Annotated in this window: 21 protein-coding genes and 1 pseudogene; 7 read left to right on the forward strand and 15 right to left on the reverse strand. The window is 56.5% G+C overall.

Annotated elements, in window-relative coordinates:
- Positions 1-28 precede the first annotated feature (28 nt).
- Positions 29-856, forward strand: coding sequence for an undecaprenyl-diphosphate phosphatase (locus AAEZ03_RS00070; RefSeq protein WP_123748908.1), 828 nt, complete (start codon positions 29-31; stop codon positions 854-856).
- A gap of 59 nt (positions 857-915) precedes the next feature.
- Positions 916-1,290: a DUF1294 domain-containing protein gene (locus AAEZ03_RS00075; RefSeq protein WP_153329912.1), complete on the forward strand. Its 375-nt coding sequence runs from the start codon at positions 916-918 to the stop codon at positions 1,288-1,290.
- Between the two features lie 16 nt (positions 1,291-1,306).
- Here the strand turns inward: AAEZ03_RS00075 and AAEZ03_RS00080 are convergent, their stop codons facing one another.
- On the reverse strand, positions 1,307-1,651 hold the full coding sequence (locus tag AAEZ03_RS00080) for an MmcQ/YjbR family DNA-binding protein (RefSeq protein WP_048390862.1): 345 nt from the start codon (positions 1,649-1,651) through the stop codon (positions 1,307-1,309).
- A 26-nt stretch (positions 1,652-1,677) separates the two neighbouring features.
- Positions 1,678-2,586, reverse strand: a complete 909-nt coding sequence (locus tag AAEZ03_RS00085; protein WP_262125719.1) for a LysR substrate-binding domain-containing protein — start codon at positions 2,584-2,586, stop codon at positions 1,678-1,680.
- Between the two features lie 125 nt (positions 2,587-2,711).
- Between AAEZ03_RS00085 and AAEZ03_RS00090 the strand changes: the two genes are divergently transcribed.
- Together AAEZ03_RS00090 and AAEZ03_RS00095 are read left to right on the forward strand one after the other, a co-directional pair.
- A complete protein-coding gene (locus AAEZ03_RS00090) occupies positions 2,712-3,323 on the forward strand; it encodes an FMN-dependent NADH-azoreductase (protein WP_278937741.1) in 612 nt (203 codons plus the stop codon).
- A 169-nt stretch (positions 3,324-3,492) separates the two neighbouring features.
- Complete coding sequence (locus tag AAEZ03_RS00095; protein ID WP_350574817.1) at positions 3,493-4,524, forward strand: alpha/beta hydrolase family protein; 1,032 nt, start codon at positions 3,493-3,495, stop codon at positions 4,522-4,524.
- Here AAEZ03_RS00095 and AAEZ03_RS00100 read toward each other — a convergent pair.
- The 8 genes from AAEZ03_RS00100 to AAEZ03_RS00135 all read right to left on the reverse strand — a co-directional run bounded on the left by AAEZ03_RS00100 (position 4,521) and on the right by AAEZ03_RS00135 (position 11,888).
- On the reverse strand, positions 4,521-5,705 hold the full coding sequence (locus AAEZ03_RS00100; RefSeq protein ID WP_350574820.1) for an MFS transporter: 1,185 nt from the start codon (positions 5,703-5,705) through the stop codon (positions 4,521-4,523). The two genes, AAEZ03_RS00095 and AAEZ03_RS00100, sit on opposite strands and share 4 nt — an antisense overlap.
- Positions 5,706-5,847: 142 nt before the next feature.
- Entirely contained in the window at positions 5,848-6,234 is a 387-nt protein-coding gene (locus AAEZ03_RS00105; protein WP_350574822.1) for a tail fiber domain-containing protein, read from the reverse strand.
- 342 nt (positions 6,235-6,576) lie between these two features.
- Positions 6,577-7,368: an ABC transporter ATP-binding protein gene (locus AAEZ03_RS00110; RefSeq protein WP_123748913.1), complete on the reverse strand. Its 792-nt coding sequence runs from the start codon at positions 7,366-7,368 to the stop codon at positions 6,577-6,579.
- An 18-nt stretch (positions 7,369-7,386) separates the two neighbouring features.
- Positions 7,387-8,124 (reverse strand): ABC transporter permease, encoded by a 738-nt coding sequence (locus AAEZ03_RS00115; RefSeq protein ID WP_350574825.1) that lies wholly within the window; start codon positions 8,122-8,124, stop codon positions 7,387-7,389.
- Positions 8,125-8,145: 21 nt separating this feature from the next.
- Entirely contained in the window at positions 8,146-8,862 is a 717-nt protein-coding gene (locus AAEZ03_RS00120; RefSeq protein WP_350574828.1) for an ABC transporter permease, read from the reverse strand.
- A 65-nt stretch (positions 8,863-8,927) separates the two neighbouring features.
- Complete coding sequence (locus tag AAEZ03_RS00125) at positions 8,928-9,785, reverse strand: transporter substrate-binding domain-containing protein (RefSeq protein ID WP_350574831.1); 858 nt, start codon at positions 9,783-9,785, stop codon at positions 8,928-8,930.
- Positions 9,786-9,804: 19 nt separating this feature from the next.
- Entirely contained in the window at positions 9,805-9,990 is a 186-nt protein-coding gene (locus AAEZ03_RS00130) for a hypothetical protein (protein WP_273223563.1), read from the reverse strand.
- Between the two features lie 356 nt (positions 9,991-10,346).
- Positions 10,347-11,888 carry an HAL/PAL/TAL family ammonia-lyase gene (locus tag AAEZ03_RS00135; protein WP_350574834.1) on the reverse strand — a complete coding sequence of 514 codons (1,542 nt, stop codon included), beginning with the start codon at positions 11,886-11,888 and terminating at the stop codon, positions 10,347-10,349.
- A gap of 168 nt (positions 11,889-12,056) precedes the next feature.
- Between AAEZ03_RS00135 and AAEZ03_RS00140 the strand changes: the two genes are divergently transcribed.
- Positions 12,057-13,034, forward strand: a complete 978-nt coding sequence (locus AAEZ03_RS00140; RefSeq protein ID WP_350574837.1) for a LysR substrate-binding domain-containing protein — start codon at positions 12,057-12,059, stop codon at positions 13,032-13,034.
- Positions 13,035-13,092: 58 nt separating this feature from the next.
- Here AAEZ03_RS00140 and AAEZ03_RS00145 read toward each other — a convergent pair whose 3' ends face one another.
- Positions 13,093-14,679 carry an ABC-F family ATPase gene (locus AAEZ03_RS00145; protein WP_082158156.1) on the reverse strand — a complete coding sequence of 529 codons (1,587 nt, stop codon included), beginning with the start codon at positions 14,677-14,679 and terminating at the stop codon, positions 13,093-13,095.
- Between the two features lie 20 nt (positions 14,680-14,699).
- Positions 14,700-14,912 (reverse strand): annotated as a pseudogene (locus tag AAEZ03_RS00150) (site-specific integrase); the annotation flags it as partial.
- 172 nt (positions 14,913-15,084) lie between these two features.
- Between AAEZ03_RS00150 and AAEZ03_RS00155 the strand changes: the two are divergent.
- Complete coding sequence (locus AAEZ03_RS00155) at positions 15,085-15,621, forward strand: hypothetical protein (protein WP_048370122.1); 537 nt, start codon at positions 15,085-15,087, stop codon at positions 15,619-15,621.
- Positions 15,622-15,673: 52 nt separating this feature from the next.
- Here the strand turns inward: AAEZ03_RS00155 and AAEZ03_RS00160 are convergent, their stop codons facing one another.
- Positions 15,674-16,420 (reverse strand): outer membrane beta-barrel protein, encoded by a 747-nt coding sequence (locus tag AAEZ03_RS00160; protein ID WP_048370123.1) that lies wholly within the window; start codon positions 16,418-16,420, stop codon positions 15,674-15,676.
- Between the two features lie 751 nt (positions 16,421-17,171).
- The gene (locus AAEZ03_RS00165) at positions 17,172-18,113 is read right to left on the reverse strand and encodes a LysR family transcriptional regulator (protein WP_153329893.1); all 942 of its coding nucleotides are present in this window, start codon (positions 18,111-18,113) and stop codon (positions 17,172-17,174) included.
- A 130-nt stretch (positions 18,114-18,243) separates the two neighbouring features.
- On the opposite strand from AAEZ03_RS00165, the gene AAEZ03_RS00170 reads away from it, so the two are divergent.
- On the forward strand, positions 18,244-18,519 hold the full coding sequence (locus AAEZ03_RS00170) for a DUF2798 domain-containing protein (protein WP_153329891.1): 276 nt from the start codon (positions 18,244-18,246) through the stop codon (positions 18,517-18,519).
- Positions 18,520-18,531: 12 nt separating this feature from the next.
- Here the strand turns inward: AAEZ03_RS00170 and AAEZ03_RS00175 are convergent, their stop codons facing one another.
- Positions 18,532-19,032: an HPP family protein gene (locus tag AAEZ03_RS00175; protein WP_350574843.1), complete on the reverse strand. Its 501-nt coding sequence runs from the start codon at positions 19,030-19,032 to the stop codon at positions 18,532-18,534.
- Between the last annotated feature and the right edge of the window lie 9 nt (positions 19,033-19,041).

A 19,041-nucleotide genomic window follows, 5' to 3' on the forward strand; every position in this document is an offset into this window, starting at 1 on the left:
CATGACGCCGCGCTTTAATGGGGGAATGATGGATCTTTGGACTGCCGCACAGGCGTTGATACTCGGTGTCGTTGAGGGCCTTACGGAATTCTTGCCGGTCTCAAGCACTGGCCACCAGATTATTGTGGCCGACTTGCTGAACTTCGGCGGCGAACGCGCCATGGCGTTCAACATCATTATCCAGCTGGGCGCCATTTTGGCGGTTGTCTGGGAGTTTCGCCGCAAGATCCTCGACGTTGTCGTGGGTTTGCCGACGCAACCCAGCGCGCGCCGTTTTACCGTCAACCTGATCATCGCGGTCCTGCCGGCGGTGGTGTTGGGGGTGATCTTCGCTGACATGATCCACGAGTACCTGTTCAACCCGATTACCGTGGCCTCTGCCCTGGTTATCGGCGGTGTGATCATGCTCTGGGCTGAGCGTCGCACCCACGTCATTCGTGCTGAAACCGTAGACGACATGACCTGGAAAGACGCGGTCAAGATCGGTTTTGCGCAATGCCTGGCGATGATTCCGGGGACTTCGCGTTCGGGCTCGACCATCATTGGCGGCCTGTTGTTCGGCCTGTCGCGTAAAGCGGCCACCGAGTTTTCGTTCTTCCTGGCGATGCCCACCATGGTCGGTGCGGCGGTGTACTCGGGTTACAAGTACCGTGAACTGTTCCAGCCTGACGACTTGCCAGTGTTCGCCATCGGTTTTGTGACGGCGTTCATCTTCGCCATGATCGCCGTCCGTGCGCTGCTCAAGTTTATTTCCAACCACAGCTATGCCGCGTTTGCCTGGTACCGCATTGCCTTCGGCATGCTGATTCTGGCGACCTGGAAATTCGGCTGGATTGACTGGGCTGCAGCAGGTTGAAGACCTCGGCCAACGACCGTCGCGGCTCGGCTGGGGTGCCTGAGCAGCCAGCTGGGCCGATGCGTGGCGTGAAGCTCAAGCTGCTGGCGTTACTGCTGCTGTGCGCGATGCCGCTGGGAGGCTCGCTGAGCCTGTTGCTCACCGGCATCACGCGGGTGCCTCTGCTCGTTTATGGCGTGGCCAGTGTCGTGGCGTTCATCCTTTATGGCTATGACAAACAGCAAGCCCGGCATGGCCGCTGGCGCACCCCGGAAAAGCTCTTGCACGGGGTTGAGTTGCTGGGCGGCTGGCCGGGTGCGCTGGTGGCTCAGCAAGTGTTTCGCCACAAGACCCGCAAGGTGTCTTTTCAGGTCTGGTTCTGGTTGATCGTGGCCGTGCATCAAGCGATCTGGATTGATGTGCTGTTTTTGAAAATCACCTTTCTGAACCTGTAAGCGGCTGCCATGAGCGTCAGATCAATAAGCCGATCTGACGCTTTTTCGGCAGTTTACCGACCACCAACTGGTGGGAACGGCGCAGCAAGTCTTGCAGTTCTTCAGCGCCCATCGGGTAGGGCGCCTGCATATTGATCCAGTGGGCCCGCGCCAGATACGGCGAAGGGCGTATCCCCGGGCGATCGATATAGCCCAGAAACAGTTCTTTCTCGACTTTGAACGACAACCCGTTGCTGTTGAGGTTGAACAGGGCAAACATTTTGCTCTGATCGATATAGAACACTTCAACCCCGCCCCATTTCACATCCTCCTTGACCCCCGGCAGGCTGCGGCAGAACTCGGCTACCTGTTCCTTGGACATGATTTTTTGGGTGTTGGACGTGCGCGTCATAGGGTTTTTTCTCCGCAGCGTTCGAAGGTATCAGCCAGATGTTCGATCCAGGCCCGTACCGCTGGCATGACGCCGCGTCGGTGCGGATACACGGCTTGCAGCCAACCGCCGGGCAGTGACCATTGAGGCAGTAGCTGCACCAGTTCACCGGTTTCAAGCTCCTGCTCGCAATACATCAAGGGCAGCACGGTGAAGCCCAGCCCTTGCAGGGCGCAGGCTTTACGCACGTTAAAGTCATCAATGCCCAAGCGTGCTTCCAGCACCATGTCTGAAGCTTTGCCGTGCTCATCGAGCATGCGCAAATGCACCATGCGATCGGCCTCAAGCGCCCCCAGCACCGGGGCATTTTTGAGATCGTCCGGGGTCTTGATTGCCCACTGTTCAGCGAAGGCCGGGCTGGCGACCATAACGGTCACCGCCTTGCGCAAACGCCGCGTCACCAGCAGCGGGTCTTCATCGCCCAGTTCGCGGACGCGCATGGCCACGTCAATGCCTTCGGTGATCAAGTCTACGCGGCGGTTGAGCAGGCTGACTTCCAGTTGCACATGGGGGTAGGCGCGCAGAAAAGAGCTGACCACATCGGGCATAAACTGGTGAGCCAGGCCCACCGGGCACGAGACCCGCAGGCGCCCTCGGGGTTCGCTGGACATGCTGGCCACGGCCTCGTCGGCCATTTCGGCTTGCAACAGCATGGCCTGGCAATGACTCAAATAGCGCTCGCCAACAGCGGTGAGCTTTAGCTGGCGCGTGGTGCGCTGTAACAGACGTGCGCCCAGGCGCTCTTCAAGTTCGGCCACACGCCGCGACAGGCGTGACTTGGGGATGCCCAACAGACGGCCCGCCGCCGCAAAGCCCCCGGCTTCGACCACTTTGGCGAAGTAGTAGAGATCATTAAGGTCCTGCATTGCCTTTCTCACTGTCCTACAGGTGGGACGAACTATCGCATGCTCGCTGACTTATCGTCGATTGCTTTCATCGGTAGCATCACCCTCACTTGATCGCCTGAGGCGGTCTTAATTTGGAGATCCGCATGAAACTTTTGCATATCGATTCGAGCATCTTGGGCGACAACTCGGCTTCGCGTCAGTTGAGCGGTGAAGTAGTCAAGGCTTGGCAAGCGGCTGAGCCGAGTGTTGAAGTGAGCTACCGTGACCTCGCCAGCGAAGGCATTCAGCACTTCTCGGCGGCTACCCTGGTGGCGGCTGGCACCCCGGCTGAGCTGCGTGATGCGGCGCAAAAATACGAAGCGCAATTGAGCGCAGACACCCTGGCGCAGTTCCTGGCCGCGGATGCAGTGGTCATCGGCGCGCCGATGTACAACTTCACCATCCCAACTCAACTCAAGGCCTGGATCGACCGCATTGCCGTGGCCGGTCAAACTTTCCGTTACACCGAAACCGGCCCGGTTGGCCTGTGCGGTGGCAAGAAAGTGATCGTGGTCTCGACCTCTGGCGGCATTCACGCGGGCCAGGCGACAGGCGTGGCGCACGAAGAGTATTTGAAAGTGCTGCTGGGTTTTCTCGGCATCACTGATGTTGAGTTTGTTCGTGCACAGGGCCTGGGTTATGGCGATGAAGTGCGCAGCAAAGCCCTGAGCGATGCTCATCAGCACATTAGTCAGGGTCTGTTCAGCGCCGCGTAAGCTGCCCTGTAGTGCCCGCATAACAAAACTCTGTATTCTGGATACCGTCATTGGCCAGAGTACGGAGTTTTTTGCATCTGGCTTTAATGGCTTGGGTTATGCAAAGAAGAGGCTGACCGTCTTTTTTCATTGCCTGCTGCAAGCTGAGCGCTATTAAAGGTAAGCCGCCATGATGCGTCTATGCGCTGTCGTGTTTCTCATAATGGCTAGTTGCCCTGTGCTGGTGCACGCCGAGCCTCTGAACCAATGGAGTGTGGGCTTTCATCGCCTCAGCTTTCTGGATCCGGTGGACGGCCAGCCAATGAACGCCATCGCTTTTTACCCGTCGACTGATGAAGAGGCGCACAGCCGCATTGGCGTCTACGACATCGATGCCAGCGAAGATGCCAAAATTGCCATCGGCCATTACCCGTTGCTGGTGCTGTCCCATGGCAATGTCGGCACGCCGCTGGCACTGCACGACCTGATCACCGCACTGGCGCGCAAAGGCTTTGTTGTTGTGGCGGTGCTGCATCCGGGTGACAACTTCAAAGACCACAGCCGTACCGGCACCCTGAGCAATCTATACGGGCGGCCGATGCAAATATCGGCGGCGATTAGCGCCGTGCTGGATGAAAACAGCCTGTCTGCTTACGTCGATGCGGATCAGGTCGGAGTGATCGGCTATTCGGCAGGTGGTGAAACGGCGCTGATTCTGGCCGGAGCCGAGCCTGACTTGAACCGACTGCGGCGTTATTGCCAAGAGCGGCCCGATGACCACGATGCCTGCACGACCCAAGGTGAACTGATCGCTGATCGGGATGATTTGTTGCCCGTCGCGGACCCGCGTGTGCGTGCGTTGCTGTTAATGGCGCCGCTGAGCCTGATGTTTGGCCGCGACACCCTGGCCCAAGTGCATGTGCCGGTTTTGTTGTACAGCGGCGAGGGTGATCAAACCGTGTTCCCGGACAAAAATGCCGAAGCCCTGGCGCGTAAATTACCGATCCCCCCTGAGTTCAATCTGATCCCCGGCGCCGGACATTTTGTGTTTCTGGCGCCTTGCTCGGATGAACAGCGCGCAACCATGGCCTGGGCCTGCACCGATGCTGACGGGGTTGATCGTGAGGATATCCATCGCGATTTGATTTACGAATCAGGGCGCTTTTTCAGTAAGGCGCTGAATAACAACGCCCACACACTGTTACGTACCGCAGACCACTAGCTGGCCCGGCGCGAGAGCCCTAGGGTAAGCAGTAGGCCCGCAATGCACATCAGTGCTGCGCTGAAGAAAATCCAGGGATACCCCAGGTTCAAGGCGATGGCGCCCATCAGCGGCCCGGCCATGGCCAGCGCCAGGTCAAAAAACACCGCATAAGCGCCCAAGCCTGCACCCCGGCTCGAACTGGGGACTTGCTTGACCGCCTCAACGCCCAGCGCCGGGTACACCAGTGACAGGCCAAACCCTGCCAACCCGGCACCGATCAAGGCATAGCCGGTAGACGGCGCGAGCCACAACAGCACCAGCCCCAGGGTTTCCATGGCCATACAGGTCATTGCGACGCTGTAGCCACCCAAGCGGTTAATGCTGTTGGTGAATATCAGCCGGGCCAGGATAAAACACACGCCAAACACCGACAGGCAGTAGGCCGCGCCCGTCCAGCCCTGGTCGATATAGAACAGCGTGATAAAGGTCGTCAGGGTGCCATAACCAATAGACGCCAGCATCAGGCTGAGGCCATAGGGCGCGATCAGCCCCAATACCGACCAAAAGGACAGGCGTACCCCGGCGATCACCGGCATCGAGGTTTTGTTGCGGATGGTCAGCAGTGCCAGCAAGGCCAACCCCAGCAGCGCAATGCCCAGGCTGGAAAACCCCAGTGTGTCGATCATCAGAACACCCAACGGGGCACCCAGGGCAATCGCCCCATAAGAGGCGATACCGTTCCAGCCAATGGTACGGGCGGTGTGTTCCGAGCCGACTTGCGCGATGCCCCAACTGATCGTGCCGACACCGATAAGCCCTTGGGCAATGCCCAGAAAAATGCGCCCGACGATCAAAATGCCAAGGCTCAGCCCCGGGAAGCTTTGCAGCATGATGGCGACGTACGTGAGTACACCGCTGATGGCGATGCCGATCAGGCCGTACACCACCGCAGGCTTGGTCCCGCGTTTGTCGACGATGCGTCCGGCCGAAGGACGCGTCAGCAGGGTGGCGAGGTATTGCGAGGCGATGGTCAGGCCGGCAACCACAGCGCTGAAACCCAATTGGTCATGCACATAGCCGGGCAAGACCGCGATGGGCAAGCCAATGCAGATAAAGGCGATAAAGGTGTAAAAAACAATCGACAGGATTTGCAGCGTAATCGACAGAGAACTCGGATGGGGAGGATGTTGCGCAGACATGAGCAGCGGTTCCGGCTGGCGTTTGGGCGCCGCTATGATGGCGTGACTGCCGGATAAATGAAAGCAGGCTAACGATATTGCTCGAAGTTCAAGTATGACCGGCCAGCACGTGTTTGCTGACCGGTTCATGCTTGGATGTCGTTTAGTGCGCTTTAGTGTGTTGGGCTGTTTCCAGTTGCTTGATGCGTGCGTCCATTTCTCGTATGGACTCAATCAGCGGCGCAACCAGTTTTTCGTAATCCACACGCATGTGTTGTGTGTCTTCACGCACCAGTTGCGGATAAACCTTTTTCACTTCTTGAGCAATAACGCCAATATCCTCGCGTCCACCATCTTTCCAATTGAAGGTAACGCCCTGAATCTGGAGTAGCTTCTGGGTCGCGCCAGTCAGCGGTTGTACATTGGTTTTCAGCGCTGCATCACTGAAAGGACAGCATGGGAACCCGTCGAAAGGCCATTCAGCGTGTGCTGTGCCTTGAAAAGCAAGCAGTAATGTTGGGACAGCCACAGACATCATCAGTAAACGCATCTTTATTGCTCGCTCAGAACTTTAGGTAGTTGTTGTAGGTTTGTTTTATTAAACAGGCCCGGCGATGCGTATATTGGCGTGTGATTGTTTTTTCACAACACTGGCGAGTTGCCTTAAATAATTCATTATGTTGCTGTTTTAGAAAGTTTTATTGCGGGTGTTGGGTGGGTGGTGGGTTAGCCTGATAGTTGTGGCGTTATTAGAAGTAAGCTGGGGTTGTTTGTTAAACATGTGACGATTTTTAAATATATTTTTTCTAATTTTTAAAAGCGGTGTAATTCGATCCTGATCGTAGGAATAGTCAACCAAAGTGCGCGCCAAGGCGCGCATCTCGGGGCCACTTTACTCGGCACTTCTATCGTTATGGCTAGAGACGAATTGGCGAAAACGTTCGGTGGGCAAGCCTTCGAACAGTTCCGTCGGGGTGCCCTGAGCGTCGATCAGGCCGCCGTGCATGAACACCACCCGGTTTGACACGTGTCGGGCAAAGCCCATTTCGTGGGTGACCACCAGCATGGTGCGGCCTTCTTCGGCCAGTGAGCGCATCACCCGTAATACCTCGCCAACCAGTTCTGGGTCGAGTGCCGAGGTGGGCTCGTCAAACAGCATTACTTGTGGGTTCATCGCCAGTGCGCGGGCGATTGCGACCCGTTGTTGCTGCCCGCCGGACAGGTGCGCCGGGTAGTAGTCCTTACGCTCGTACAGGCCGACCTTGTGCAACAGGGCCTCGGCCTCTTCGATGCATTCGGCGCGAGGGCGTTTGAGCACGCGCATCGGGCCTTCAATCACGTTCTGCAGCACCGTCATGTGCGACCACAGGTTGAAGCTCTGAAACACCATGCCCAGGCTACTGCGCATGCGCTCGACCTGGCGGTTGTTGCTCGGCGTTTGACGGCCGTCGACATGCTGTTTCATCTCGATCACTTCACCGTTGACGCGGATGATGCCTTGATCGGGGGTTTCCAGCAGGTTGATACAGCGCAGGAACGTACTTTTACCGGACCCGCTGGCGCCGAGGATCGAGATCACGTCGCCTTTGTGTGCGTCCAGATCAATACCCTTGAGGACATGGGCGCTGCCGAAGGACTTCTGGATGTTAGTGACCGACAAGGCTGAAGCGGACTGAATGCTCATGGCAGGCTCCGTATCAAATCAGGAATGGGTAGGCAGTGTGGGGCTGGATTTTTTCACGACGTCTGCTGGGCGTTCGCGCAAGTGTGGCGAGAGGCGATACTCAAGCCAGGCGATCGCACGCACCACCAGGTAGTTGAGCACCAGATAAATCAGGGCCGCGCAAATGAACACCTCCATGGTGCGGTAGGTGCACTGGATGATCTGCTGGGCCACGCCCGTGACATCCCAGACCGTCACCAGGCTGGCGAGGGCGGTGGACTTGACCAGCAAAATGGCTTCGGTGGAGTAGGCCGGCAGGGCCTGGCGCAGGGTCACCGGGGCAATGATCCGGTACAGCAGCTCCCAGGGCGACATGCCAATGGCTTTGCCAGCTTCGATCTGACCTTGGGGCACGCTGAGCAGGCCACCACGGATTATTTCTGCGGTGTAGCCAGCGGTGCACAAGGCCAGCGACACCACTGCGCAGCCATAAGGTGAGCGCAGCACGACCCAGGCAAAGCTGTCGCGGATGGCCGGGAACTGGCCCAGCCCGTAGTAAATCAAGAACATTTGAATCAGCAGCGGTGTGCCGCGAAACAGCATGATGTAGAACCGCGCCGGGTAGCTGAAAAACCACCAGCGGCTGACCCGCAGGCTGACGATGCCGACCGACAGGGCAAGGCCGAGCACCAACGAGCAAAAAAAGATCGACAAAGTCGTGGGCAGGGCGGCCAGCAGCTTGAGCATGGTGTCTGCGAGGAACGGAAAATCAATCATAGGTGTCGCTCCCGACGCGAACTAGACTGGGCTGCGCTGCCGCGTACGACGCACGCGAGCTTCAGCCATGTGGAACAGCCGGCCGGAAAGGCCGGTGAGAATGAGGTACAGCGCGCCCCCGATGATGTAAAAGGTGAAATAGTGGCGGGTGGACCCGGCTGCGACCTGACTGGCGCGCATCAATTCCACCAGGCCGATGACTGAAATCAGCGCGGAATCTTTCAGGCTCATTTGCCAGACATTGCCCAGCCCCGGCAGCGCGTAGCGCAAAATCTGCGGCACCAGAATCCGTTTGAAGCGCATGGCACGGCTCATGCCGATGGCCAGCCCGGCCTCCAGTTCGCCCCGCGACACGGCGAGAAAGGCGCCCCGGTAGACTTCCGCCTGATAAGAGCCAGAGATCAGCCCCACCGCCAACGCCCCGACCAGAAAAGGCGGCACGTCGATATAGCCTTCGCCGCCGAACCAATGGCCAACCGCCGTCACCACACTGGCCCCGCCAAAGTAGAACAGGTAGATCACCAGCAACTCGGGAATCCCCCTGAACAGTATCGAGTACAGATTTCCCAGCCCGCGCAAACTGCGGCGGCGGGAGAGTTTGGCCGTCGCCACCAGACTGCCAAATATCGCCCCTACCAGCAGTGCTGCGAGGGTCAATATCACGGTCATGCCGGTGGCCTTGAGCAGCGCCATCCCCCAACCTGAGTCACCAAAACTGAGTAGCTGCAAGAGGTTCATAGAGGATCCCACGTCTAAAAAGGGTTAAGCAGCCCGGCACCCTTCACGCTGCCGGGCCATTCAGATCAATGCTTGGGGGTCAGGTCCTGCTTGAACCACTTCTCGCTCAGGGTTTTGATCGTGCCATCAGCCATGGCCTCCTTGAGGGCGGCGTCGAACTTGGCTTTGAGCTCCACGTCGTTCTGGCGAAAGCCCAGTGCTTCGCCTTCACCCCAGATCGGGCCTTTGATCACCGGGCCGGTGTACACCAGTGACTTGTTCTCCGGCTTGTCCATGAGCGAGTTGAAGAAGGTCACGTCATCAAACGCAACATCGATCCGCCCGGATTGCAGGTCGAGAATGGCCTCGGACGAGCTGCCGTATTCACGGATCGTCGCTACATCTTTGAAGTTTTGATCAATGAATGAGGTGTAAATGGTGCCGGAGGCGATGCCGATGGTTTTACCTTTAAGCGCCTTGCGCAGGTCCTCAACGCCAGCACGGATTTCCTTGGGGTCGGTGCCCAGAGTGATGGCCGCGTCAGTACCGGTTTTGCCTGGCAGCAAGTCGGCTTGGAGGGCGACGAAACTGGCCGGGGTCTGGGCGTAAGGCGTAGAGAAGGCCATGACCTTCTGGCGTTCGTCGTTGATGACAATGGCGTCCATCAGCACGTCGAATTTGCCTGCATTGAGGCTGGCGATCATGCCGTCCCAGTTCTGCACGACGATGTTGCACTTGAGCTTCATGCGCTGACAGATCACGTCCATCAGTTCCGGCTCGAAGCCGCTGATTTTTCCACCCGGCAGTGTCAGGTTCCAGGGTTCATAGGCGCCCTCTGTGGCGATGTTGACCGATGTCCACTCTTTGGCCTGGAGTGCCGGAGCACAGGCCAACACCATTGCACTGAGCGCTACAGAACCCAACCAGCTTGATTTGTTCGACATCTTGGTACTTCCTGTCTAATCAATTGAGTGTTGCGAACTGATCCGGCTCAGGCCGAATCGCCAAGGTCGGTACACACCGTTTTTTCTGGGATTGCAAACGGATGCAAACCGGTACTAAGCCTGTGAAGGCGAATGCATTTTCCACGCCGACGTCCTGGGCCAACTGACGGGTGTTGTTGCCGTGGCTGAGCGTTGGAACGTCCATTTTTCTGTCACTCGACTCGATCAAACCAAACCCGCTGGATAGAGATTACGTGCGAACATGTATTTGCTTGTACATACAAGCATATGCAATCAATCGGCCAACTTGATTTCTCATCGTTCAAAACGTTTGAAATTCAGTGAAAATGCCTTAGAAACAGCGGGTTATAGATTTTTATTGGTTGCGGGGGTTTTATCCAGCAGTGGTAAAGCGGGTGTTTGGGTCTGAAAGTGCATCACGGTGGTACGAACGGTGACAGTGTGGATTAAAGTGGTGCGCGGCGAGGGGTAACGGGTACGACTGTCTGTGTGGGGAGGGCCACGCTTTATCGGGCGGCCCTCTGTTGGAACGCGGCCTGTTTACTTGAGGTTTTGCTGCACGGTGGCGAGTACTTCGCCGCTGCGCACTTGCTCGGTCACGCTGGCAATGTCGGTATAGAAAGCGCGGTCATGTTCAGCCACCGGTACACGGCTGCGCACCAGGTCATACACCGCTTTGGTCACGCTGGAGGCTTTGCCCACGTCATGGAAGTCCAGGGCCTGGCAGCCCACCAGCAGCTCGATGGCCAGCACTGATTCCAGTTTTTCGGACACCTTGTAGGCCTTGATCACGGCGTTATAGGCCAGGCTGACCAGGTCTTCCTGGTTGGCGCAGGTCGAGAAGCTGTCGACAGAGGAGGGGAACGACAGCGACTTCATTTCTGCATACAGGCCTGCCGCCGTGTACTGCAGGATCATGTAGCCGCTGTTCAGGCCCGGATTGCGCACCAAAAAGGCGGGCATTTCACTGAAGTGCGAGTTGACCATGCGATCGATACGGCGCTCGGCAATCTTCGCCAGGTTGGCCAGTGCCACGCACAAGGAGTCGGCTGAGATGCCGATGTAGGTGCCATCAAAGTTGGCTCCCGAGATGGCAATGCCGTCGCCGTCATCAATCGGGTAGATCACCGGGTTGTCGCCTGAAGAGTGAATTTCGTTTTCGATATTTTCCCGCGCGTGCTCGATAAAGCGTTTCGACGCGCCGTGCACTTGAGGGATGGAGCGCAGGCTATAGGCGTCCTGTAGCCGGTAGTCGATGTTTTCAGCGATCAGTTGGCTGTCATGCAGCATCGCTTTTATGTCCCGGGCGGTTTGCGCCTGCTCTTTGTGTGCCTTGATCGAGTGATAGCGCGGGTCGAAGGCCCGAATCGTGCCTTTTAACGCTTCCATGGACAGTGCCGCGGCGACGTCTGCCAATGAGGCGGCCTGCATGGCGTTGTACAGGGCCAGAATGGCGATGGCGGTCACCGAGGTGGTGCCATTGAGCATGGCCAGGCCTTCTTTGCACTGCAGATCGGTCGGTTGCAGGCCAACCTGTTTCAGCGCGGTGGCGCCGTCGACCCATTCACCGCCATTGACCCGTGCTTTGCCTTCGCCCAGCAGGACCAGAGCCAAGTGCCCCTCGACCGCCAGGTAACCCACCGACCCTTCGCCGGGTGAAAACGGTACGACATCGTTATTGAGCAAGGCGGCAATCAGTTCCAGCAACTCAAGACGCACCCCCGAATACCCTTTGCCAAGGCTGATCAGCACCATCAACTGGATCGCACGCACCTGCTCACGCTTGAGCGGCTCGCCCACGGCCACCGCGTGGGAGCGCACGATATTGACCTGAAGCTCCTTGGCATTGCTCGCAGAAATCACATGGCGAACGTTGTCGCCGAAACCGGTGGTCACGCCATAGACCAAGCGATTCTCATCAAGAAAACGCTCCACCAGACCACGGGATTTTTTCACGCGCTGCTGGTAGGCCTCAGAAAACGACACCTTGGCTGCATAACGGGCGACCGCCACAAACTCTTCGATGGAAGGCTCTCTATCGCCAAGAACAACCTGAGTGATCTGTTGAGGATGAGCTTTCATTGCGAACTCCCGGGAAACCAAATGAATAAGGGGCTGGACCGGCCAAGCCGTCGCTCGATTGAGCGTGGGAGAAGGCTAAAGCGATTTTTGAGTGAATAAAATATGGCGATTTCTGTCAGTTTTATTAGTATTTCTAAACTTTAAATGCCAGTGAGGCTGCACCTTGCCATGAGTCGCTTACCGCCTTTGCGCGCCCTGCAAATATTCGAAACCGTCGGCCACTGTGGTGGTATTTCCCAGGCGGCAAAACGCTTGAACCTCTCGGTGGGGGCGGTGAGCCAGCAGATGAAACTGCTGGATGAGGCGCTGGGCATGAGCCTGACGGTCAAGGACGGCCAGCGTTTGCGCCTGAATGCCATTGGCCAGCGTTTCCATGCCAGATGTTCGACAGCCTTTGAAGAGTTGAGAGCCGCTGTGGCTGAAGTCGAACGCTCGAAAAACCCCAACAACTTGTATGTCAGTGGTCTGCCTTCATTGATGAACAAGTGGCTGGGGCCGCTGATCTACGAATGGCAGCGCGAGCATGATGATCTCGACATCTATCTGGATGGCACGCTTGCGGATACATCGGAGGAGGAAAACGCCGATTTTCGGATTGGCTATGGCGAGCCGATCCAATACGCCGAGCGCAGCGTTGTGCTGTTTCACGATTGTGTGGTGCCAGCATGTTCACCGGCGCTTTTAGGCCATTCGGGCACGGTGGGGCAGGCCAGTGACTTGCTTCAGTACCCATTGATACGCGTTGACTCACGGCCGAAATTTGATTCGCCGCCGTCGTGGGTTGAATGGTTTGATCTGGAAGGCGGGGTAGTGGAGCAGACGATTGCCGTGCGTCGAAGCTTTTCTTCAGCCAGCATGGCCATTCAGGCCGCCATTGATCACCAGGGCATCGTACTGGCGCAGTACTCGATGATTGCCCGTGACATTGCTGAGGGGCGCTTGATCATCCCGTGGCCGCGCGCCATGGCGCTGCCATCGCCGTATTACCTGAGCTGGCACCCTAACACGCTACAGAAAGCACAATGCCGGGCGTTTCAGCGCTGGTTGATAGGTCGGGGAAAAGCGCAGGAAGACATGACCGAGCGCTTGACCACGGCTCTGCCTGCACAAGCAACTGTAGGAGCGAGCTTGCCTCGCGATCTTTAAAAAGGCCAAAAGATCGCGAGACGCGCTCGCTCCTACAGGGCTTTGCCGGTGTCTGAAATCAGAACACCACGCCTTGGCTGCGCAGGTAATCGTCGTAGGTGCCGCTGAAGTCGATCACGCCACTTGGACTCAGCTCGATGATACGAGTGGCCAGCGACGATACGAACTCGCGGTCATGGCTGACGAAAATCAGCGTGCCAGGGTAGTTTTCCAGCGCCAGGTTCAACGCTTCGATGGATTCCATGTCCAAGTGGTTGGTCGGTTCGTCCATTACCAGCACGTTCGGCTTTTGCAGGATCAGTTTGCCGAACAGCATACGGCCTTGCTCACCACCGGAAATGACTTTGACCGACTTGAGGATCTCGTCGTTGGAGAACAGCATGCGGCCCAAGGTGCCGCGAATCATTTGCTCGCCTTGAGTCCACTGGCCCATCCAGTCGAACAGGCTCACATCGTCTTCAAAGTCGTGCGCGTGGTCTTGCGCGTAGTAGCCCAACTCAGCAGATTCAGTCCATTTGATCGAACCGGCATCCGGCGTCAGCTCATTGACCATGGTGCGCAGCAGCGTCGTTTTACCGATACCGTTCGGGCCAATGATTGCCACGCGCTCACCGGCTTCAACGGTGAAGCTGAAGTCTTTGAACAACGTCTTGCCATCAAAGCCTTTAGCCATGTTTTCAACAATGACGGCCTGGCGGTGCAGCTTTTTGGTCTGCTCGAAACGAATGAACGGGCTGACACGGCTGGAAGGCTTGACCTCGGCCAGGGTGATCTTGTCGATCGCTTTGGCGCGCGAGCTTGCCTGTTTGGATTTCGAGGCGTTGGCCGAGAAGCGGCTGACGAACGCTTGCAGCTCGTTGATCTGAGCTTTCTTCTTGGCGTTTTCAGACAGCAGTTGCTCACGCGACTGGGTTGCGACAGTCATGTACTCGTCATAGTTACCCGGGAACAGGCGCAGCTCGCCGTAGTCCAGGTCAGCCATGTGGGTGCAGACGCTGTTCAGGAAGTGTCTATCGTGAGAGATGATGATCATCAGGCTGTTGCGCTGAGTCAGAACGTTTTCCAGCCAGCGGATCGTGTTGATATCCAGGTGGTTCGTGGGTTCGTCGAGCAGCAGCACTTCAGGATCAGAGAACAGCGCTTGAGCCAGCAATACACGCAGCTTCCAGCCCGGCGACACTTCGCTCATCGGGCCGTTGTGCTGTTCAATGCCGATACCCAAGCCCAGTAGCAATTCACCGGCACGGGACTCAGCGGTGTAACCGTCCATTTCTGCGAACTCGGTTTCGAGTTCGGCAACGGCCATGCCGTCTTCTTCGGTCATTTCTGGCAGCGAGTAGATGCGATCGCGCTCAGCCTTGACCTTCCACAGTTCTTCGTGGCCCATGATCACGGTATCGATCACGGTGAATTCTTCGTAAGCGAACTGATCCTGGCGCAGCTTACCCAGACGCACGTTCGGTTCCAGCATGACCTGGCCGCCCGACGGGTCGAGATCGCTGCCGAGGATTTTCATGAAGGTGGATTTGCCGCAACCGTTGGCACCGATCAAACCGTAGCGGTTACCTGCGCCGAATTTTACTGAAACGTTCTCGAATAGCGGCTTTGCGCCGAACTGCATCGTGATGTTAGCTGTGGAGATCAATTACTTTACCTATCAATAACTTAGAGAGCGCGTATTTGAGCTGGTAGCCGTTTGGTACCAACCTGGAGCTTTTCAAGCCCACTCCGATCTGAGCTTGAGTTGACCCAACGCGCATAAGTCGACAGCAACAATTGGACGCTAAGGCCAAGCTGCTGAGGAATAAAAGCGGGGTTCATGCCAGACATGGCGCGCATTGTCGCATAGGTGTGACGACAGTTGTATGGCAGGCGACCATTGAAACCGAATGAGCGCAGAGTGAACGCTGCGCGATAGCCCTGTTTCGATGGGCCATTGATGCGATACAGGTCCTCATGGCTGCGCGGGAGTAGACGGCAGTTGATACGTGAGAATGAACCCCTTTAACCAAAGGCCTTCTAAGATGATTCAGTCTATCGGAGGCACATTGTGGCCAAAATCATCACTGAAGATACCCGCCTTCAACAGGAGTGCACGGCTGACGTCTTGTTATTTGGTACACCGAAAGATCGTCTGGACTTCTATCGCAGAGAAATTCAGTACGAAACCAGCCTGCTCTCAAATAGAACGAACGCCTATTTAACGGCGCAGTCGTTCCTGGTCATTGCGTTTGCATCGTCAATGGCCAATCTCAATCCAGAGTGGGGAGAGCTGTTCACATTGGTGGTGCCAAGCTTGATGGCCGTTCTGGGCATCTTTAGCTCATTGCATGCTTGGCCCGGGTTTCGGGCTTCGTATGTGATTATTGATCACTGGCATTTCAAGCAAAGCCATTTGTTGCGAAGTGAGCCGGTGATGGGTAAAGCCTACGATGAATCGCCCTTGTTTAACGAAAAAGAATCCAGTCAGAAGGGCTATCGAAAGTCGCTCATGTTCTCAATGAGAACACCTTGGCTATTTGTGATTTTCTGGCTGCTTCTGGCCAGTTTTTGTATCTATGTGCAGCTCGCCAACGCCAGTCAGTGAGCTTGATCTACGCGGTGCAAGCCCCGACAACGCCGGGGCCTGACCGGGCGGATCAGAAGACCATACCGACCTTCACGCCGAACTCGTCACGCTTGAGTTTGGTGTTGTCAGCGACCGGCGAGTCTTCGTCGATCTTGTACTCGGTACGGGTGTAGTACACGCCCGCCTGGATTGGCAGGTCGCCTTGCTGGTTCATCAGCAGCGACACTTCAGCGTAAGGGTTGGTGCGGTCTTTCATGTCGACGGTGTCGCTGCCGAAGTTTTTAACTTTGACCTTGGCTCGGCCATCGAGGGTCTGGCGGGCACCCACTTCAACGCGCAGGGTCGATGTGTCGAACTGGTGGTTGTAACCCAGAGCGGCCTTGGCGAACGGCGATTTGTAGGTCAGTTTGGTGTCGATATCGTTGATCTCTGGCTCGAAACGGGTCCAGGTGTAACCGCCACCCACGATCACGTCGACAAAGTTGCGCGCATCCAGCGCGGCACGCCAGCCAAGGTCGAGGTCAGCCTGGGCTTCCTTGAGTTTGTTGCCATCCTTCTTGCTGTATTTGGCTTCGCCACCTAACTGGTAGATGAAACCCGATTCAGCGGTCATTTTGTTGCCATAGTTGGCAAATACACCGCCTTGGCCCATGTGTTCCTTGTCGGATCTGCTGCCGCCTTCGAATTTGAAGTCAGTGTAGGAACCCAGCAAGCCCACGTTGAACAGCGGGTCGGTGCTTGGGGCGGCCATCACTGCCAGCGGAGCGCTGAAAAGCGCCAGGGCGCAGGAGTGACGTAGCAGTTTTTTTGTAAACATTCGCAAGAGTCTCCATGACTTGAAAAATATCGAACGAGCGTTTCGATAAAGCGTCAGAGAGAAAGTTCAAAAATAATGGCGAGGGAGTTACGCACTGTTCGTAACAGACCGGCGAAGTCCGTTATCAATCAATCGGCGTCATGCAGGCAGGTTATTGAGCGTTAGCGATAAATGCGAATTTTCTGCCAGCTCACCTTGCTGTAAAAAGTCCCGGTGTCGCCCAGCAGGGCATAACGGGTTGCCCGATAGGCCGATGTAAACTTTGAGCAGTGCAAGCCCCGGATCTTTTTATAAGCCCATGACCAGCCGCGTTTGCTTTTATTCTCCATAGCCTTAGCCTCACACAAGGAGCATCTATTATTGTTAGATGCTAGCGACGAAAGATGACACTTGCTGATGCGCAGATAAGCCAAATGAGCTTATTTAAAAGTCGTAAGTTGCGTGTTTTGTTATTTGTTGTCGGGGTTTGTCGAGAACTAATCAGCCTAAACGCCTTTGTTGTTTTACTTACCCTCGAGAGGGGAGTCAATACGCCAACTCAGGCAACTAGGGCCGTTTAATTGGGGGGCAAAGAGCTTTGCGGCTACAGAGGCCTACTGGCCGACACAATCAGACCGCCAAGGCGTCACTGCTGATCGCGACAGTCTGCGGGTTTGCGGGCGATTCGCTTGGCCGGGCCTAGTGTCTAGGGTTACAGCAGGCCAGTGTTAAACGTTAAATTTTGTCGATCAATAGTGCCCTGTGTCGGGGATCAAACATCAGTAAAAATGTTCTCTTTTGGCCAGCGTTTTTCTAGGTATTCACCCAGATAACTGATAAAGGCTTTAACTTTTGGCGTCATGGCCGCACGGTCCTGAACGCAGGCATAAATATCCAGGGGTTTGGTGTAAGACTCAGTCGGTGAATGGCTGTGTTGAAGCAGAGGGACAAGCTGACCGGATTCTATGTAAGGCGCGGCGATAAACTCTGCCAGCCGCGCAATGCCGGCGCCATGAACGGCCATTTGTGCAAGTGCGTCAATATCGTCACTGGTGGCTGTGACATTGAGCGCGGCATAAGTGTGCTGGCCATTATTGATAAAACCCCAGCGCAGAAAGCGGCCATCCAGGGGATAGCGAAAACCCAGGCAGGCGTGATGCTGCAGGTCGTCAGGGGAGTCTGGCCAGCCCGCACGCTCAAGGTAAGCCGGTGAGGCGCAGACAATAAAAGGCACCGAGACGATTTTGCGGGCAATGATCCCGTCTTCCAGTTGCGGCTTGATTCTCAGGCTCAGGTCAATACCGCTGTGGATGTGGCTGATTTTGTTGTCAGTGATGTTCAGTTCCAGCGTCAGGCGCGGATAACGCGTGGCAAAACCCGCGACCAGCGGGGCAACGACATGGCGCCCGAAAGCGGCAGTCGAGGCGATGCTCAATCGACCTTGCAGTTCGCTGTCGCTGTGGCTGATGGCCCGGTGCGCCAACTCCACATCCGTGACAATGCGCTGCACTTTGGCGTAGTAAAGGGCGCCATCCTCGGTCAGCGCCATGCTTCGAGTAGTGCGCTGTAGCAGACGTGTGCCCAGATGTGCCTCAAGACGGTTGATGGTCTGGCTGACGGCGGCGGCACTGAGGCCGAGATTTTTCGCCGCGCCTGCAATGGATCCGGCTTCAACTACTTTGATAAAACTGTTAATCGCAGCAAACAGATCCATGTTTTGCTCCAGTCCGAGTCGTATTCGTAAGATCTGCTTTATAAACAAACTAGAAATGGCCGTCTAGTTGCGTGTTTTTGATCTTGTTAAGGTGCGCCATCCATTACTGTCAGGATCAAAAGGGTCACATATGAACGCTAAAAGCACTTCAAACACGTTAGTTTCAAGCCGTCTAAAGTTCTCGGTGCGTGCAACGCCCTATGTATTCGCGTTGTACATGTCCACGATCATGGCTTTTTTGATGTCGCTGGTGATTACTGCGGCGAATACGGGTATCGATGCGGATTACCTGAACAACACCTTGCAGGCTTATAAGTTGGCCATGCCCGCTGCCTTCCTGTGCATCCTTGTGGTGCGCCCCATCGTGATCAAACTGGTGGCCATGACGGTTCATCCGCATCGTTAATCGGGGCGGCTGTTACAGCCAGTATTTGGGATAGCTGCCTTTGCTGCGCGCGTTGTTAAGGCACAAGGCAGTGATCACCACCACCAGCGAGCCTACCAACACGGGCGTCAGCAAAAAGCTCCACGGGGCACCGGCGGTGATGACCACCAACGGGTTGGCGCCTGCGGGCGCATGCACCGTGCGTGTCTGCTGCATGGCGACCAGCGCCAGCCCGACTGCCAAAGCGCAAGCCCACCATTCATTGCCCAGGGTGTGAAGCACCACGAGCCCGACCAATGTCGACACCATGTGCCCGCCAATGATGCTGCGCGGCTGGGCCAGGGGGGAGTCGGGCACGCCAAAGGCCAACACACAACTGGCGCCAAACGAGGCCATCAGCCAAGGCGTTCCGCTGATCAGGCTAAGCCAGCCAGTGACGCCGATGGCGATGACCACGCCGATGAACGACATCAGGCTGAAACGCAGGTCGGGGGCGGGTGGAGCGCTTGATTTAGGCAGGCGAATAAGAGGCATGGCGATAAC

Source organism: Pseudomonas sp. HY2-MNA-CIBAN-0224 (genome assembly GCF_040310285.1).
In the GTDB taxonomy this organism is placed as follows: Bacteria; Pseudomonadota; Gammaproteobacteria; order Pseudomonadales; family Pseudomonadaceae; genus Aquipseudomonas; species Aquipseudomonas helleri.

What these genes read in the sequence shown, in the direction of transcription:
- AAEZ03_RS00130 (WP_273223563.1), bottom strand. Translation starts at nt 9,990, where the DNA reads ATGGACGTTCCAACGCTCAGCCACGGCAACAACACCCGTCAGTTGGCC.
- AAEZ03_RS00090 (WP_278937741.1), top strand. Translation starts at nt 2,712, where the DNA reads ATGAAACTTTTGCATATCGATTCGAGCATCTTGGGCGACAACTCGGCT.
- AAEZ03_RS00075 (WP_153329912.1), top strand. Translation starts at nt 916, where the DNA reads ATGCGTGGCGTGAAGCTCAAGCTGCTGGCGTTACTGCTGCTGTGCGCG.
- AAEZ03_RS00120 (WP_350574828.1), bottom strand. Translation starts at nt 8,862, where the DNA reads ATGAACCTCTTGCAGCTACTCAGTTTTGGTGACTCAGGTTGGGGGATG.
- AAEZ03_RS00080 (WP_048390862.1), bottom strand. Translation starts at nt 1,651, where the DNA reads ATGTCCAAGGAACAGGTAGCCGAGTTCTGCCGCAGCCTGCCGGGGGTC.
- AAEZ03_RS00140 (WP_350574837.1), top strand. Translation starts at nt 12,057, where the DNA reads ATGAGTCGCTTACCGCCTTTGCGCGCCCTGCAAATATTCGAAACCGTC.
- AAEZ03_RS00160 (WP_048370123.1), bottom strand. Translation starts at nt 16,420, where the DNA reads ATGTTTACAAAAAAACTGCTACGTCACTCCTGCGCCCTGGCGCTTTTC.
- AAEZ03_RS00115 (WP_350574825.1), bottom strand. Translation starts at nt 8,124, where the DNA reads ATGATTGATTTTCCGTTCCTCGCAGACACCATGCTCAAGCTGCTGGCC.
- AAEZ03_RS00095 (WP_350574817.1), top strand. Translation starts at nt 3,493, where the DNA reads ATGATGCGTCTATGCGCTGTCGTGTTTCTCATAATGGCTAGTTGCCCT.
- AAEZ03_RS00175 (WP_350574843.1), bottom strand. Translation starts at nt 19,032, where the DNA reads ATGCCTCTTATTCGCCTGCCTAAATCAAGCGCTCCACCCGCCCCCGAC.
- AAEZ03_RS00085 (WP_262125719.1), bottom strand. Translation starts at nt 2,586, where the DNA reads ATGCAGGACCTTAATGATCTCTACTACTTCGCCAAAGTGGTCGAAGCC.
- AAEZ03_RS00165 (WP_153329893.1), bottom strand. Translation starts at nt 18,113, where the DNA reads ATGGATCTGTTTGCTGCGATTAACAGTTTTATCAAAGTAGTTGAAGCC.
- AAEZ03_RS00105 (WP_350574822.1), bottom strand. Translation starts at nt 6,234, where the DNA reads ATGCGTTTACTGATGATGTCTGTGGCTGTCCCAACATTACTGCTTGCT.
- AAEZ03_RS00070 (WP_123748908.1), top strand. Translation starts at nt 29, where the DNA reads ATGGATCTTTGGACTGCCGCACAGGCGTTGATACTCGGTGTCGTTGAG.
- AAEZ03_RS00125 (WP_350574831.1), bottom strand. Translation starts at nt 9,785, where the DNA reads ATGTCGAACAAATCAAGCTGGTTGGGTTCTGTAGCGCTCAGTGCAATG.
- AAEZ03_RS00135 (WP_350574834.1), bottom strand. Translation starts at nt 11,888, where the DNA reads ATGAAAGCTCATCCTCAACAGATCACTCAGGTTGTTCTTGGCGATAGA.
- AAEZ03_RS00100 (WP_350574820.1), bottom strand. Translation starts at nt 5,705, where the DNA reads ATGTCTGCGCAACATCCTCCCCATCCGAGTTCTCTGTCGATTACGCTG.
- AAEZ03_RS00110 (WP_123748913.1), bottom strand. Translation starts at nt 7,368, where the DNA reads ATGAGCATTCAGTCCGCTTCAGCCTTGTCGGTCACTAACATCCAGAAG.
- AAEZ03_RS00170 (WP_153329891.1), top strand. Translation starts at nt 18,244, where the DNA reads ATGAACGCTAAAAGCACTTCAAACACGTTAGTTTCAAGCCGTCTAAAG.